The organism is Zongyangia hominis (assembly GCF_014385095.1).
Classification (GTDB): domain Bacteria; phylum Bacillota; class Clostridia; order Oscillospirales; family Ruminococcaceae; genus Zongyangia; species Zongyangia hominis.
The window spans coordinates 178,944-194,133 of sequence record NZ_JACRTC010000002.1 but is presented as its reverse complement, the minus strand read 5'-3'; the positions used below and the strand labels follow the sequence as shown (position 1 = coordinate 194,133).

Annotated in this window: 14 protein-coding genes and 1 other RNA gene; 14 read left to right on the top strand and 1 reads right to left on the bottom strand. The window is 55.8% G+C overall.

Translation table 11 applies throughout. The features are described from left to right. Positions 1 to 33 precede the first annotated feature (33 nt). From rnr to H8709_RS04380, 5 genes are all read left to right on the top strand, one after another. Positions 34 to 2,157: a ribonuclease R gene (rnr, locus tag H8709_RS04400; RefSeq protein ID WP_262397154.1), complete on the top strand. Its 2,124-nt coding sequence runs from the start codon at positions 34 to 36 to the stop codon at positions 2,155 to 2,157. Positions 2,158 to 2,324: 167 nt separating this feature from the next. Further along, positions 2,325 to 2,624: a YaaL family protein gene (locus H8709_RS04395; RefSeq protein ID WP_262397153.1), complete on the top strand. Its 300-nt coding sequence runs from the start codon at positions 2,325 to 2,327 to the stop codon at positions 2,622 to 2,624. A gap of 43 nt (positions 2,625 to 2,667) precedes the next feature. Beyond that, on the top strand, positions 2,668 to 2,880 hold the full coding sequence (locus tag H8709_RS04390) for a pro-sigmaK processing inhibitor BofA family protein (RefSeq protein ID WP_262397317.1): 213 nt from the start codon (positions 2,668 to 2,670) through the stop codon (positions 2,878 to 2,880). Positions 2,881 to 2,930: 50 nt separating this feature from the next. Further along, on the top strand, positions 2,931 to 3,356 hold the full coding sequence (locus H8709_RS04385; RefSeq protein WP_262397152.1) for a GNAT family N-acetyltransferase: 426 nt from the start codon (positions 2,931 to 2,933) through the stop codon (positions 3,354 to 3,356). A 222-nt stretch (positions 3,357 to 3,578) separates the two neighbouring features. Continuing rightward, positions 3,579 to 4,001, top strand: coding sequence for an Hsp20/alpha crystallin family protein (locus H8709_RS04380; protein WP_262397151.1), 423 nt, complete (start codon positions 3,579 to 3,581; stop codon positions 3,999 to 4,001). A gap of 105 nt (positions 4,002 to 4,106) precedes the next feature. Here the strand turns inward: H8709_RS04380 and rnpB are convergent. Continuing rightward, positions 4,107 to 4,465: RNase P RNA component class A (gene rnpB / locus H8709_RS04375), an RNA gene on the bottom strand. Positions 4,466 to 4,773: 308 nt separating this feature from the next. Here rnpB and gdhA point away from each other — a divergent pair. From gdhA to H8709_RS04330, 9 genes are all read left to right on the top strand, one after another. Next, positions 4,774 to 6,126: an NADP-specific glutamate dehydrogenase gene (gene gdhA / locus H8709_RS04370; protein ID WP_262397150.1), complete on the top strand. Its 1,353-nt coding sequence runs from the start codon at positions 4,774 to 4,776 to the stop codon at positions 6,124 to 6,126. Between the two features lie 195 nt (positions 6,127 to 6,321). Then, a complete protein-coding gene (locus H8709_RS04365; RefSeq protein ID WP_262397149.1) occupies positions 6,322 to 7,392 on the top strand; it encodes a branched-chain amino acid aminotransferase in 1,071 nt (356 codons plus the stop codon). 264 nt (positions 7,393 to 7,656) lie between these two features. Continuing rightward, entirely contained in the window at positions 7,657 to 8,547 is an 891-nt protein-coding gene (locus tag H8709_RS04360) for an RluA family pseudouridine synthase (protein ID WP_262397148.1), read from the top strand. A gap of 115 nt (positions 8,548 to 8,662) precedes the next feature. After that, entirely contained in the window at positions 8,663 to 9,424 is a 762-nt protein-coding gene (locus H8709_RS04355) for a transporter substrate-binding domain-containing protein (protein WP_262397147.1), read from the top strand. Between the two features lie 173 nt (positions 9,425 to 9,597). Continuing rightward, a complete protein-coding gene (locus tag H8709_RS04350) occupies positions 9,598 to 10,308 on the top strand; it encodes an amino acid ABC transporter permease (RefSeq protein WP_262397146.1) in 711 nt (236 codons plus the stop codon). After that, entirely contained in the window at positions 10,295 to 11,017 is a 723-nt protein-coding gene (locus tag H8709_RS04345; protein ID WP_262397145.1) for an amino acid ABC transporter ATP-binding protein, read from the top strand. Before H8709_RS04350 ends, H8709_RS04345 begins: the two co-directional genes overlap by 14 nt. Before the next feature lie 707 nt (positions 11,018 to 11,724). After that, positions 11,725 to 13,275, top strand: coding sequence for a LysM peptidoglycan-binding domain-containing M23 family metallopeptidase (locus H8709_RS04340; RefSeq protein ID WP_262397144.1), 1,551 nt, complete (start codon positions 11,725 to 11,727; stop codon positions 13,273 to 13,275). A gap of 212 nt (positions 13,276 to 13,487) precedes the next feature. Beyond that, positions 13,488 to 14,324 carry an amino acid ABC transporter substrate-binding protein gene (locus tag H8709_RS04335; RefSeq protein ID WP_262397143.1) on the top strand — a complete coding sequence of 279 codons (837 nt, stop codon included), beginning with the start codon at positions 13,488 to 13,490 and terminating at the stop codon, positions 14,322 to 14,324. A 196-nt stretch (positions 14,325 to 14,520) separates the two neighbouring features. Beyond that, complete coding sequence (locus H8709_RS04330) at positions 14,521 to 15,180, top strand: amino acid ABC transporter permease (protein WP_262397142.1); 660 nt, start codon at positions 14,521 to 14,523, stop codon at positions 15,178 to 15,180. The last annotated feature ends 10 nt before the right edge of the window (positions 15,181 to 15,190 follow it).

Below are 15,190 nucleotides of genomic sequence, written 5' to 3'. Positions count from 1 at the left end.
AAGACAAGGCCGGAGGTCCGGCATGGAGGAACTATGGTAAAAATAGCAGAACAAGAAAATTTTGATGAGAAGATCCTTGGCATTGTGGCCAAGGGCAAGCGCAATCCGGTGGGAGTGGAAGAGCTCAGCCGGAAGCTCAAGGTGGCCAAGGGGGATCAGGACGCCTTTGAAAAGAGGCTCACCCGGCTGGTGGAGGCCGGGGAACTCTACTATAAACGGCGGGGCTTTGTCCTGCCCAAAAACGAGGGGCTGACCGCCGCCGAAATTGTGCGGGTCAACAGCACCTATGGATTTGCCCGGCCGGTGGGCGCCGACGGGGACCTGTTTATCCCCGGACGGGGGCTGATGGGCTCCCTGCCCGGCGACATGGTGCTGCTCAAGACCTATCCCTCCCGGAAGGAGGGCTCTCTGGGGGAAGGGGAGGTGGTCTCCATTGCCAAGGCGGCGGCCTGCCGCTTCACCGGCGTCGTCAGCCGCAACCAGGACTTCTTTGAAGTGGTGCCCGACAAAATGCTGGGCTTCCCGGTCCGGCTCGTTTCAGGAAAAGCGAACCGCTATAAGGAGGGGGACAAGGTCCTGTGCGAAATCGTCTCCCGGGGTCCCCGCCACTATAACCACAAGGCCCGGGTCATCGAGGTCTTCGGCAGTTCCTTAAAGGCCGATAACTGCGCCCAGTCCCTCATCCGCTTAAGCGACGTAAACGTGGACTTCCCCGCAGTGGTCAGTGAAGCCGCAGAGCACATCAACGCTTCCGGCATCCATCCCAAGGAGAGGGAAAACCGTCTGGATCTGCGGGAGGAAGTGATCTTCACCATCGACTCGGCCGACAGCAAGGACTTGGACGACGCCGTCTCGGTGAAAAAGACGGCGGAAGGCTGGGAACTGGGGGTCCACATTGCGGATGTCAGCTATTACGTCCATCCTCAGAGCCCCCTGGACAACGAGGCCTATGAGCGGGGCACCTCCATCTACTACGCCGACCGGGTTATCCCCATGCTCCCCAAGGCCCTCTCCAACGGCATCTGCTCCCTCAACGAGGGGGAGGACCGGCTGGCTTTCTCCTGCCTGATGAAGCTCGACCCCACCGGTACGCTCATCAGCTATGATTTTCAAAAGACCCTCATCCGCTCCAAGGTCAAGGGCGTTTACAGCGAGATTAACGCCATCTTGGCCGGGGAGGCCTCCCCGGAGATCATGGAAAAATACAGTGCGGTGATGGAATCCATCCATCTCATCGACGAGCTGTGCGACCTGCGCCTGCAAAAGAAGCGGGAGCGGGGGTCATTGGAGCTTGTCACCTGTGAGTCTAAGATCATTCTGGATGAAAACCGCGACGTCAAGGAGATCGTCCCCCGGGGCACCGGCCGCAGCGAGAACATCATCGAGGAGCTCATGCTTTTGGCCAACGAGTCGGCGGCCACCTTCGCCCTGGATAAGCACCTGCCGTTTTGCTTCCGGGTCCACGAGCCGCCCTCTCCGGAGAAGCTCCAGAACCTGTCGGAACTTTTGGGCGCCATCGGCCAGGACAAGCGGGGGATACAGCCCGGCGTCAGCTCTCTGCGCCTCGACGAGATTTTGCAGAAGGTGCGGGGCACCAAATACCAGATGATCGTCAACAGCCAGATGCTCCGGACCATGTCCAAGGCCAAGTACAGCGAGAAAAACATCGGACACTTCGGCCTGGTGCTACAAAATTACGCCCACTTTACCTCCCCCATCCGCCGGTATCCGGACCTGTTTATCCACCGGGTCATGTCGGCCTATCTGGCGGGCTCCGGGGTGGAGCGGCTGAGTAAGCGCTTCGGTAAGGTGGCAGGGCCCACCGCCAACCAGTCCAGCGAGCGGGAAGTGGTGGCCATGACCATCGAGCGGGACTGCGAGGACTGCTACAAGGCCGAATACATCCTGCACCACCTGGGTGAAGAGATGGAGGGGGTCGTCTCCTCCACCACCAACTTCGGCATCTATGTCATGCTGCCCAACACCGTGGAGGGCCTGGTCCGCGCCCAGACGCTGGGGGACTCCTTCCAGTACGACGGCCGCATGGAGTATAAGGACATGCTCTCCCCCCGCCGGTACCGCATCGGCGACACCGTCACCGTCAAGGTGATGGGGGCGGACGTCTCCGCCGGAAAGATCGATTTTGAATTTGTCTAGCTTTTATGAGAGGCCCGGAGTATCTGCTCCGGGCCCTTTTTGCGCGCCGCGCTACCGCCCATTTCCCACCAGTCTTAAGATGGAATTTTTTACCTAACCTCCTGCATATTTTCCGCATATCCGCCAAGGCTACCCACATACAATGAAATTGAAGGGTGGGCTTGTTCATGGAAGGAATACTCCGATCGAAATTCTTGCCCCGGGTGAGGGAGACGTCCGCGGCTCCGGTACAGGAGACCGACCGCATCATCGAGGACATCAAGGCGGTCTTGGAGCTGATGGACTACGCGGAGCGCCGCTTTAACCTGGAGCAGGATGAGGACCTGCTGGAGGCGTGCATCTACGAAAACAAGGCGCTTTCGGCGCGGTACCGGTATCTCATCAAGATGGCAAAACGCAAGGGTATCTCCTACGACCCCGCCCACGGAATTCAAATGGAAGGGGTGTACGGCTCTTGGGATAAGTGAAATTATTCTCATCGCGGCGATCTTTCTTTCGGCGGGGGTGTTGGTGGCCCTCTATGCCAAACGGACCAATCCGGTGTCCACCTATGTGACCCACGCGCTGTGTGGGTTTCTGGGGCTGGCGGCGGTCAACCTGACCACCGGCTATACCGGCATCGTGATGGGGGTCAACCTTTTCACCTGCCTTGTCACCGCGCTGCTGGGGCTGCCGGGGGTGGCCACCATGTCCGCGCTGCATTTTATCTGGGCAATTGGATAAATATTTGCTATAATGTGTCTGAATGAAAACGGACACAAGGATGTGACAAGATGATTAAAGTCAAATGGTACGAGGACCTGCGCCTGCCCGAGGACGCCCGGATGATCCGGGACACCGTCTTTGTCAAGGAGCAGCAGTTTAAAGACGAGTTCGACGACATGGAGGTCAAAGCCCTCCATTTGGTGCTCTACGACGAGGCCGGCGCTCCCATGGCCACGGCCCGAATGTTCCCCGGGGAGGACGGCGCCTACCATTATGGGCGCATCGCGGTGCTCAAAGAATACCGCGGACAGGGCCTGGGCCGTACGCTCCTCGACGAGCTGGAAAAGAAGACCCGTCAGCTGGGCGGGAAGTGGGGCGAGCTGGGCGCGCAGTGCAGAGCCCGCGGCTTTTATGAAAAGTGCGGATACATAGCCTGCGGGGACGAGTACTACGAAGAGTACTGCCCCCATGTCCCCATGAGAAAGAAGCTCTAAAAAAGGATGGAAGCGAGCGCTTCCATCCTTTTTTCTTTTGTTTCCAGCCGATTCTTTTAATTTTAGCACTCTATTTATACGAGTGCTAAAATTAAAAGTTTGTTCGCAATTTTTGTGTGGTTTTGTAACATCTGCCCCCTATAATAAAAACTGTCAAAAGGATACGGATATCCGAGGACACAAACCAAAACCAAATCATTCAAATAAATGGAGGCATGTATGATGTTTGATCTGTTACCGTTTGAACGCAGAAGAAACGACCTGATGCATTACTTTAACGACTGGGGCAAGGATTTCTTCGGGGAGATGGGGGACCAAATCTCCGCCTTCCGCACCGACATCCGGGACAAAGGCGATCACTATCTGCTGGAGGCCGAGCTGCCGGGCTTCGATAAGAAGGACATCGGCATCAATTTGGAGGGCGACACCCTGACCATCAGTGCCAAGCACGAGACCCAGAACGAGGAAAAGAAGGATAACTACATCCGCCGGGAGCGCAGCTACGGTTCCTTTGTCAGAAGCTTTGACGTCTCCGGCATCGACACCGGGAGCATCAAGGCCGAGTACAAAAACGGCGTGCTGGAGCTTATCCTCCCCAAAGTGGTGGAGACCAAACCCCAGTCCCGTCAAATCGACATCGGCTAACTTCGAAAGACTGGCGACAGCACCCCAACTCGATGTGCAAAAGGAAAACATTCGGTGTTTTTCTCCAAAAGAGAAAAGGCGTCCGCGTGAAGCGGACGCCTTTTTCTTGTGACTAAGCAGATAAGCCGAGTTCTGTTTTCGACAACGATCTATCTAGGCCTTACGTCGCCATAAGGCTCCAGCCACCTTCTCGAGAACACGCCGGGCCGGCGCTTTGCGTTCTCCCAATGGTGTTGCTCCGGATAGGGTTTACATAGCCGTCCAGTCTCCTGGACGCTGGTGAGCTCTTACCTCGCCTTTCCACCCTTGCCAGCGTGGAAATCAACGCTTCGGCGGTATCTCTCTGTTGCACTGTCCCTAGAGTCGCCTCCGGCTGCCGTTAGCAGCTATCCTGCCCTTTGGAGCTCGGACTTTCCTCGGAAACGGCCTTACGGCACTGTTCCCGCCGCTGTCCTGCTTACTCACAAGGCATCCTCAACCGGGGACGCCGTCAATTTTGACAGGTTTCATCATACCACAAAAAGCGATTTTACACAAGACGAAGGGGCCCGACCCGCTCCATTTTAAGCATTATAGACGAAAAAAACAGGAAAAAGTGAAATACAAAAAATAAATCTTGCAAAGCTAAGCCGTGAAGATCGGAATTTTCGGGATAAAACCGTGAAATTCACAAAAAATTTGCATGAATCAGAAAAAAAGTTGCAGTAAGTTCTTGCATGATCGCGCTAAAGTGGGTATAATAGAACCAAATTCGATAAAGGGGAGCGAAACCATGGCCTTTAAAAGCGAATACCTCAATCAAGTATACGAGACCGTCTGCAAAAGAAACAGCGGCGAACCTGAATTTCTCCAGGCCGTCAAGGAAGTGCTGGAATCTTTTGAGCCGGTCGTAGAAAAACGCCCCGACATTGTAAAGTCCGGCGTTATTGACCGCATTGTCGAGCCCGAGCGGTTCATTCAGTTTCGGGTATCCTGGGTCGACGACAACGGCAAGGTCCAAGTCAACCGCGGCTTCCGCGTACAGTTTAATTCCGCCATTGGCCCGTACAAGGGCGGCCTTCGTTTCCACCCGTCCGTATGCGCATCCATCATCAAATTCTTAGGCTTTGAGCAGATCTTCAAAAACTCTTTGACCGGCCTGCCCATGGGCGGCGGCAAGGGCGGCTCCGATTTCGACCCCAAGGGCAAATCCGACGGCGAAATCATGCGCTTCTGCCAGAGCTTTATGACCGAGCTTGCCAAACACATCGGCGCCGACACCGACGTCCCCGCCGGCGACATCGGCGTGGGAGCCAGAGAGATCGGCTTTATGTACGGCCAGTACAAACGCCTGCGCAATGAGTTTACCGGCGTTCTCACCGGCAAGGGGCTGACCTATGGCGGTTCCCTCGTCCGCACCCAGGCCACCGGTTACGGCCTGCTCTACTTCACAAAAGAGATGCTCAGCGTCATGAAAAACACCGACTTAAAGGATAAGACCGTCGTCATCTCCGGTTCCGGCAACGTGGCCATTTACGCCACCGAGAAGGCCCAGCAGTTCGGCGCCAAGGTGGTTGCCCTGTCCGATTCCTCCGGCTATGTCTACGATCCCAACGGCATCCAGCTCGACGTGGTCAAGCAGATCAAAGAGGTGGAGCGGGGAAGAATCAGCGAGTACGCCAAACGGGTTTCCGGCGCCACCTACACCGAGGGCTGCCGCGGTATCTGGAGCGTCAAGTGCGATGTGGCTCTGCCCTGCGCGACCCAGAATGAAATTAACGGCGAAGAGGCCCAGATGCTGGTCAATAACGGCGTCATGGCGGTGGCGGAGGGCGCCAACATGCCCTCCACCCCCGAAGCAGTGGAAGTCTTCCAGAAAAACGGCGTGCTCTTTGGGCCGGCGAAAGCGGCCAATGCCGGCGGCGTGGCCACCAGCGGCTTAGAGATGAGCCAGAACTCCATGCGTTACAGCTGGACCGCCCAGGAAGTGGACGAAAAGCTGCACGGCATCATGGTCAACATCTTCCACAACGCCTACAATGCCTCTGTTGAGTACGGCGCACAGGGCAACCTGGTTATGGGCGCCAATATCGCGGGCTTTATCAAGGTGGCCGAGGCCATGATGGCCCAGGGTGTTGCCTATTAATGAGGAGGGACCGCCCTAGAGCGGAGCCTGCCTTTTGCTCGACTGCAAATCCCCGGCCGTTGGCTGGGGATTTTGCGCACCCCCAAAGGAAGGTCTTGCTTTCCTTCGGGGTGGTTGCTATACTGGTAACATGAAATGAATGAAAGATTTGGGAAATGCCCGGCGGGCAGACCTAAAGGAAAGAGGGATACGATCATGAACAACTTGAGAATCGAGCTTGCGAAAAATCTCAAGCCGAAGCCCCAGGACGAGACAAAATTGGGCTTTGGGGATATCTTTACCGACCACATGTTTTTGATGGACTACGACGAGGGCCAGGGCTGGCACGACGCCCGCATCGTCCCCTACGGTCCGCTGCCGCTGGATCCGGCCGCCATGGCGCTGCATTACAGCCAGGAGGTCTTTGAGGGCATGAAGGCCTACCGCGCAGAGGACGGCAGAATCCTGCTGTTTAGACCCCAGGAGAACTTCGCGCGCCTCAACCGCTCCAACGACCGGGTCTGCATCCCCCAGATCGACGAGGAGTTTGCGCTCCAGGCCCTCATCGAGCTACTCAAAATCGAAAAGGACTGGGTGCCCCATCTCAAGGACACCTCCCTGTACATCCGTCCCTTCATCATCGCCTCCGACGCCCACCTGGGCGTTCGTCCGGCCAACAGCTATCTCTTCGTGATCATCCTGTCTCCCTCCGGCCCTTACTACAAGGAGGGCCTCAACCCCGTCAAGCTGTACGTGGAGAATAACTACGTACGCACCGTCCGGGGCGGCACCGGCATGGCCAAGACCGGCGGCAACTACGCCGCTTCCCTCAAGGCCCAGGTGGAGGCCCATGAGCAGAACTATTCCCAGGTGCTCTGGCTCGACGGCGTGGAGAAGAAATACATCGAGGAAGTCGGCGCCATGAACGTCTTCTTCGTCATCGACGGCGAGGTCATCACCCCGGAGCTGGTGGGCTCCATCCTGCCCGGCATCACCAGAAAGTCCTGCATTGAGATGCTCCGCGGCATGGGCTACAAGGTCACCGAGCGCCGCCTCTCCATCCAGGAGGTGGCCGAAGCCTACAAGGCCGGCAAGCTGGACGAGGCCTTCGGCACCGGCACCGCCGCCGTCATTTCCCCCATCGGCCACATCAAATGGGGGGATCTTATCATGGACATCAACAACAATGAGATCGGCGACATCTCCATGAAGCTCTATAACGAGCTGACCGGCCTCCAGTGGGGCAGAATCCCCGATCCCTACGGCTGGGTTGTGGAAGTAAAATAAGCTGCAGATCAGTTCCCGCCACCGGTTTCCGGGGGCGCATTGGGTAGCGGCCCGGCTTGTGCCGCCGGTTCCGGCGGAGTGCGCGGAAAGGACCGGGCAGGAGCGGCACATGGGGCAGAGCGCCAAGTGGTTTGACGGCGCGGCCCTGGAAATGCGCCAGAAAGCCCGTCCGCGTTCATCCGGTAGACTCAAACGCCTAGCGATCTTCAATCCGGCGGAAAACCTTATGGTTTCCGCCGGATTTTTGCGAAAGGAGGAAAGGACATGCGCGTTATAGAGTGGCTTATTACCCCTGAGCAGGAGGGGAGGAGGCTCGACGACCTGCTCAAAAGGGAATACGGCCTTTCCTCCACGGTGGTCAAGTGCCTCAAGCGCGCCCCGGACGGCATCACCCTGGACGGGGAGCCCGCTCGGGTTATCGACCGGGTGCGGGCGGGGCAGAGCCTCTGCCTGCGCCTGCCGGATGAGCGCCGGGAGATGACGCCCTGTTTCCTCCCGGTCCCCATCCCCTATGAAGACGAGGACTTCCTCGTCTTCGATAAGCCGCCCCATATGCCGGTCCACCAGGCCCATGAGCACCAGGAGGAGACGCTGGCCAACGTCTGGGCCGGGGTCATGGGGAAGCGGCTGGGTTATGTTCCCGTCTTTCATCCCATCAACCGCCTGGATAAGGACACCTCTGGGCTGGTGCTGTGCGCCAAAAACGCCCTGTGCGCCTCCCTCGACCCAAGGCAGGTGGAGAAGCGGTACACCGCCATCGTCACCGGCGTCCTTTCGGGAACCGGCGTCATCGACGCTCCCATCGGCATGCTGCCCGGGAGCAAGGTGTTGCGCTGTGTGCGCCCCGATGGGAGCCGCGCCCGGACCCATTATGAAAGTTTATGCACAAACGGCGTATATACCTTAGTCCAGTGCCGGTTGGAAACGGGGAGGACCCACCAAATCCGAGTGCATATGGTCCATTTGGGCCACCCGCTGGCCGGGGACGAGCTCTACGGCGGCAGCCGGGACCACATCGGCCGCCAGGCGCTCCACTGCGGATGGATGCGCTTTTGCCATCCCCTCACCCGCCGGTGGGTGGAGGTGAGCGCTCCCTTGGACACACCGATGCAAAAATTGGCCGATCAGGTATGTTTATACAGTCAATATGAATAAAAAACGGTGAATACTGAATTTTTTCTCATTTAGGCCTTGATTTTTCCGGCGGGGCTTGTATAATAATAAACATCGAGCAAATTTGAACATTTCGTAACTTTTGGAGGGGTATTTTATGAAGAAGTTTGTTGCCATCCTGCTTGCGACGCTGATGGTTGTGTCGCTGGCCGGATGCAAAAAGACACCGACATTAGAACAGGTCAAAAAAGACGGCGAGCTGGTCATGCTGACAAACGCGGCGTTCCCGCCCTTTGAGTATGTGGAGAACAACGAGTTTGTGGGCGTGGACGTGGACATCGCCAACGAGATCGCCAAGGACCTGGGCGTAAAAGTGAAAGTCGTCAACATGGACTTTGACGGCATCGTCGACGCGGTCAAATCGGGCAAGGGCTCCTTTGGCGCGGCCGGCATCACCATCAAGCCCGACCGTCTGGACAAGGTGGACTTTTCCATCGAGTATGTCAAATCTTCCCAGTATCTGATCATTAAGAAGGGCAGCGGCGTCACCGCCGACCAGATCCCCAACCTGACCATCGGCGTGCAGGCCGGCACCACCGGTGAATTCTTCTGCGTCGACGACAACGCCATGGCGGAAGATCAGGTCAAGAAATATAAAACCGCGCTGGAAGCGGCCAACGACCTGAAAAACGGCCGTCTGGATGGCGTCATCGTCGACCAGCTGCCCGCCGAGAGCATCGTGGCGAAGAACTCCGACCTGGAGCTCATCCCCGAGGCGCTGACTGAGGAAAGCTACGCCATCGCTGTGCAAAAGGGCAACACCACCCTGCTCGACGCCATCAACACCACCCTGCAGCGGCTAATGGACGAGGGTAAGATCGACGAGTACGTCCTCAAGCACATGGGCGCAGCTGCATAACGAGCTTTAAAAATCAATCGAATATCCACGGCAGCGGCATCTTTTTGCCGCTGCCGTAGATTGTTTCCCGCCTGGGTTGGGCGGTATCCGGCGGTTTTCTGCATGGACAGGGGAGGGAAGAGGCCCTCTTCGGCGTCTGGGGAAACTGGCGAGAAAAATCTGAGGAGGACGTCATGGTTCCAGGACTAGCCAATATATTTACCTCCATGGGAGACTATCTGTACGAGGGACTCATCGAGCAGGACCGGTGGTTATTGCTACTCAAGGGCCTGGGCAACACGGTGATCATCGCCTTGTTCGCCACCTTGATCGGTGTCGTCATCGGCATTTTGGTAGCGGTTGCCAAGGTGGCGGCGTCCCAAAACCGGAAGCTGCGGTGGTTGGGGATGCTCTGCGACCTGTATCTCACCGTCATCCGCGGGACCCCCATCGTGGTCCAGTTGCTCATTATGTACTTTTCACTTTTTGCGTTTATCACGAATGCCATTCCTGTGGCTATCATCACCTTCGGCATCAACTCCGGCGCTTATGTGGCCGAGATCGTCCGCTCGGGTATTATGGCGGTGGACAAAGGCCAGACCGAGGCGGGCCGTTCCCTGGGACTGACCCAGAGCATGACCATGCGCTACATCGTCATGCCCCAGGCCATTAAAAACATCCTGCCCGCCCTGGGCAACGAGTTTATCGCCCTGCTCAAGGAGACGTCGGTGGCCGGCTACATCGCGCTGATGGATATCACATCGGCGTCCAACCTCATCCGCGGGCGTACCTACAATAACGCGCCGCTCTATGTGACGGCACTTACCTACTTGGTATTGGTCATCGGCATGACCAAGGCCCTGGGATACTTTGAGAGGAGGATGGCGAAGAATGATCAGCGTTAAAGGCTTAGAAAAGGCGTTCGGAACCAACCTGGTCCTCAAAGGTATCAACGAGGAAATCGAGAAGGGGGAAAAGGTGGTCATTGTCGGGCCCTCCGGCTCGGGAAAAAGCACCTTCCTGCGCTGCCTGAATCTGCTGGAGACCCCCACCAAGGGAGAAATCTGGTTTGAAGGGCAGGAGATCACCGCCCCCAAATGTGACATCAATAAGCTGCGCCAGAAGATGGGCATGGTGTTCCAGCACTTTAACCTCTTCCCCCATCTGACGGTGGCGGAGAATATTACCCTGGCTCCCATCAAGCTGGGGCTGCAAAAAGCGGAGCAGGCCCAGGAAACGGCGCTCCGGCTGTTAAACCGCATCGGGCTCAGCGACAAGGCCGATGCCTACCCGCCCCAGCTCTCCGGCGGACAAAAGCAGCGTATCGCCATCGTGCGGGCGCTGGCCATGAATCCGGACGTGATGCTCTTCGACGAGCCCACTTCCGCCCTGGACCCCGAGATGGTGGGCGAGGTGCTGGAGCTGATGAAAGAATTGGCGCTGGAAGGCATGACCATGGTGGTGGTCACCCACGAGATGGGCTTTGCCAGAGAGGTGGGAACCCGGGTGCTCTTCATGGACGAAGGCATGATTTTGGAGCAACAAAAGCCGGATGCCTTCTTTGCGAACCCCCAGAACCCCAGATTACAGGATTTCCTCTCCAAAGTGCTGTAAATATTGCTGTTTCAAAAGGACAGGACGCATGGGCGGCCTGTCCTTTTTCGCACTCTTTTTGCCTTCTCATCATAAAACTGTTACATTGGGATGTTATCCTAATTCCTGCCGGAATCCTTCCGGACAACCCCGGGAAAGGCAGGCGGCGGTGATGTAATGGGGAAGAGGGAAGGCAGGGTGAAGTTCAGTAGGCTTAAAAATGATCCATCTTTTCGGGAATTTTTCCAAAAAATGTCGATCTTTATCTGTCTATAATTTGTACACATACTTTGTTGGATTCCAATAAATAATATCCACTTCATTTTTTAAATATTATTGAATATAGTGTATAAAAGGTTTCAAAATGGCTAAAAACCTTGCAATTCTTAAGAAATTATGTATAATGAGAAGTAATCGTTCACAGATGAGTGAATGAAAAAGTGCGAACCGATGGGTTCCCCGGCGAAGGTGCAGGCTTCGCAGCACATAAGAAAGGAGCGATGCTTGTGATACGCAAAGACTGTGAGCGCGATGAGAAAAAGACAGAAAGCGCGCGCAACAGAAAAAGCGTAGCAAAAAAGAAGACAGCTTCGGTATTATCTGCATTATTTTCGACACTTTTTCAAAATTTGTATAAACTGTCCTATGTTGTTGGCTGTCAGTTCTTCCGGCTGCTTCGGCGGCTGAAGAGCCGTTATCACGAGGGCTTCCTACGGGCGGTCTTCGCGGTGAGAGATTTCTTTGTGGGCTTTAAAGACAATTCCAAGGCCCGCGCCAAGAGACTCTGGCGAAACTTTACCTTCCCATTTAAGAAGGTGGCGGCCTCCTGTGTCCTGATCAAAAACCGTGTGTCCGGCGCTTACCGGAACAAGGGGCTGATTGGCGCGGTAGGAGAATTCTTCTACGTGCTCTTTGGCGGCATCAGAGCCAACCTGCATTTAATCAAGGGATTTTTAAACTACGCGGCGCCGATCTGCGCGGCATTCCTGTTAGTGTACACCGTCTCTTATTTCGCCAATCTGGACTACGCCATCAGCGTGGAATACCAGGGTGTAAACATGGGTTACATCGAGAACGAGGATGCCTTTGATCAAGCAGAGAAGATGATGCAGGGACGTATTGTCTATGAGGAAAACCAGAAACCAGTCAATACGACCCCCAGCTTCACACTGGAAGTGGTGGAACCCGCACAGCTTTTGTCTGTGGATAAGATGTGCGACAATATCATCCGTGCTTCCGGCAGTGTGATTAATGAGGCGACAGGCCTTTATATCGACAACAAATTCATGGGCGCGACCAAAAACGGCGATGAGCTGGAGAATGTCCTCGACGGCATGCTGGCCCAGTACCGCACCGGCTCCGAAAACGAGCAGGTGGATTTTATTCGCGACGTACAGGTCAAACAGGGCCTGTATCCCGAGTCGAGTATTGTAGACCTGTCCAGTATCGAAACAGTCCTCACCTCCGAAGTGGAGGGTGAAAAGGTTTATACCGTGGTTTCCGGCGACGACCCCTGGGGCATCGCCGAAAAGAATGACCTCTCCCTGACAGAACTAACCCGGATGAATCCGGGGATTGAGGATTCCCTCCTCATCGGCCAGGAAGTGCTCATTTCCCGCTCCGAACCTTTCCTCGGCGTCCAGGTGACCCGCACGGAAACCTATACCGAGGATATCCCCTATCAGACGGAGAAGACCACGGATAACCGCTACTATAAGGGTTACTCCGAAGTGAAGACCAAGGGCCAGAACGGCGTGGCGGAAGTCACCGCCGACATCACTTATGTCGACGGCGTGGAAACCGAGCGGGTGATTCTGGCGTCCACCACCATCAAGGAACCGGTGACGGAGAAGGTGGTCGTGGGCAGCGCCAGCAACCTGACCTCCTACGGCAAGAGCTCCGGTTCGGCGGGCATCAGCGGCTTTTTGTGGCCGGCGGCCGGCGGATATATCAGCTGCGGCTACGGCGGCTACGCGGGACACTACGCCATCGATATCGCGGGCACCGGCAACGGCCCGGTATATGCCAGTATGTCAGGAACCGTCGTCTACGCCAAGAACCAGTCTTCCGGCTACGGCCGCCATATCCTGATTAACCACGGCAACGGCGTCTATACCCTCTACGCCCATTGTAACGCCCTGTATGTCACAGCGGGACAGCGCGTCAACCAGGGCGACGTCATCGGCCAGGTCGGCCAGACCGGCAACGCCTACGGACGGCATCTCCACTTTGAAATCCGTGTCAACGGGCGGTATATGAACCCTGCTCAATATTTCTAATTTGTACTGAAAAAGGAACGCATCCGCGTTCCTTTTTATTTTGTGCTGGTATGCGAAATCCTGCGAGAACCGGAGAAAAAACGAGAAAGGCAGAATTAATCTCGGAAAATCGTGGATAATGACAAATTGACGAGGTAGCATTTTACTACGGTGAAGCGTATAATGTTCCCATAGGCTCGGAGAGAAACTTCGAGATGGAAGGGGAAAAGAAAATGAAAAAATTACTTGCACTTTTGATGGCGCTGGTTCTTTGCGCCACTGTATTTGCCGGCTGCGCCGCCAAGGAGGAGAGTTCCTCTCAGAGCGGCTCCCAGTCCCAGAGCGATTCCAGCAGCGCCTCCACCCCCGCGGGCGGAGAGAAGACCGACTTCATCGTCGGCCTGGATGTATCCTTCCCGCCCATGGGCTTCATGAGCGAGGACAACGAGATCGTCGGCTTCGACATCGACATGGCGAGAGCCGTAGCTGAGAAGCTGGGATTGGAGCTCAAATTGCAGCCCATCGAGTGGTCCGCCAAGGACATGGAGCTCAACAACGGCAACATCGACTGCATCTGGAACGGCATGACCATCACCGAGGAGCGCCAGGAGAATATGCTCCTGCTGCGTCCCTACATGGCCAACAACCAGTTCATCGTGGTGGCGAAAGATTCCGCTATCAAAACAAAGAGCGATCTGGCCGGCAAAATTGTGGCGGTCCAGACCGATTCCTCCGGTGAGGAAGCCCTCAACGACGACCCCATCAAAGACGAGGTGGCTGAGGTCGTCTCCATGGCCGACTATGTCTCCGCCCTCAACGATCTGAAGATCGGCAGAATCGACGCCGTCGTCATCGACGAGGTCGTCGCCCGCTACTATGTGGAGAAGGAACCGGATAACTTCACCATTATCGAGGAATCCCTGAAAAAAGAGCAGTACGCTGTCGGCTTTAAAAAGGGCAATACCGAATTCGCCCAGAAGGTCCAGGACGCCTTTGACGAATTGGTGGAGGACGGCACAGCCGCAGAGATCTCCAGCAAATGGTTCGGCAAGGACATCGTACTCAAATAACAACTTTCTTTTGAGAATGTGCATATTGTAAAAAACAAAACCGGTTTTTATGCAAAACCGGTTTTGTTTTTTTGTCATTTATGGTATGATATTGCCAGTAGCTTTTGCTGTTTAGCACGGTATTGTTGAGCTTTACTAGCAAAACAGCGAGAAAAAAGGGCACAGAGGAGAAAAGTGCCCGCAGGAGGGGAATCGTTTGAATTTAGAACACATATGGAAGCTGACCCAGCCGCTGCTCATGGGGGCGCAGACCACCATTTTGTTGTTTTTGATCGTCATTTTGCTGTCGTTGCCCCTGGGCTTCGTCTTCACCGCCATGGTGCGCAGCCGGTTTCGGGTGGTCCGTCTGATTGGTAACGCCTACATCAACCTGATGCGGGGCACGCCGCTGCTGTTACAGCTGTTCTTCATCTACTTCGGCCTGCCGATTTTGCCGGTCATCGGTCCCTATCTCAAATTCGGCCGTTTTACAGCGGCATGCATCGGCTTTGTGCTCAACTACGCAGCCTATTTTGCCGAGATCTATCGCGGCGGCCTGCTCGCTATTGACAAGGGCCAGTATGAGGCTTGCAAGGTGCTGGGGCTGAGCAAGGCCCAGACCACCCTCAAGGTGATCCTGCCCCAGATGATCCGGGTGGCGTTGCCCTCTTTGGCCAACGAGTCCATTACGCTGGTCAAGGACACCTCCTTACTCTACGCCGTGTCGGTGCCGGAAGTCCTCCACTACGCAAAGCTGGCTGTCAGCCGGGAAATGACCACGGTTCCCTTTATTTTGGCGGCGATTATTTACCTGCTGATGGTGCTGCTGCTGACCTTCTTCTTCCGCAAAGTGGAAAAGAAATTCAGCTTCAAATAGGGAAGAGCGA

Coding starts and splice junctions, on each gene's coding strand:
- H8709_RS04345 (WP_262397145.1), top strand. CDS start 10,295: ATGATCAGCGTTAAAGGCTTAGAAAAGGCGTTCGGAACCAACCTGGTC.
- H8709_RS04380 (WP_262397151.1), top strand. CDS start 3,579: ATGTTTGATCTGTTACCGTTTGAACGCAGAAGAAACGACCTGATGCAT.
- gdhA (WP_262397150.1), top strand. CDS start 4,774: ATGGCCTTTAAAAGCGAATACCTCAATCAAGTATACGAGACCGTCTGC.
- H8709_RS04395 (WP_262397153.1), top strand. CDS start 2,325: ATGGAAGGAATACTCCGATCGAAATTCTTGCCCCGGGTGAGGGAGACG.
- H8709_RS04360 (WP_262397148.1), top strand. CDS start 7,657: ATGCGCGTTATAGAGTGGCTTATTACCCCTGAGCAGGAGGGGAGGAGG.
- rnr (WP_262397154.1), top strand. CDS start 34: ATGGTAAAAATAGCAGAACAAGAAAATTTTGATGAGAAGATCCTTGGC.
- H8709_RS04335 (WP_262397143.1), top strand. CDS start 13,488: ATGAAAAAATTACTTGCACTTTTGATGGCGCTGGTTCTTTGCGCCACT.
- H8709_RS04365 (WP_262397149.1), top strand. CDS start 6,322: ATGAACAACTTGAGAATCGAGCTTGCGAAAAATCTCAAGCCGAAGCCC.
- H8709_RS04355 (WP_262397147.1), top strand. CDS start 8,663: ATGAAGAAGTTTGTTGCCATCCTGCTTGCGACGCTGATGGTTGTGTCG.
- H8709_RS04350 (WP_262397146.1), top strand. CDS start 9,598: ATGGTTCCAGGACTAGCCAATATATTTACCTCCATGGGAGACTATCTG.
- H8709_RS04385 (WP_262397152.1), top strand. CDS start 2,931: ATGATTAAAGTCAAATGGTACGAGGACCTGCGCCTGCCCGAGGACGCC.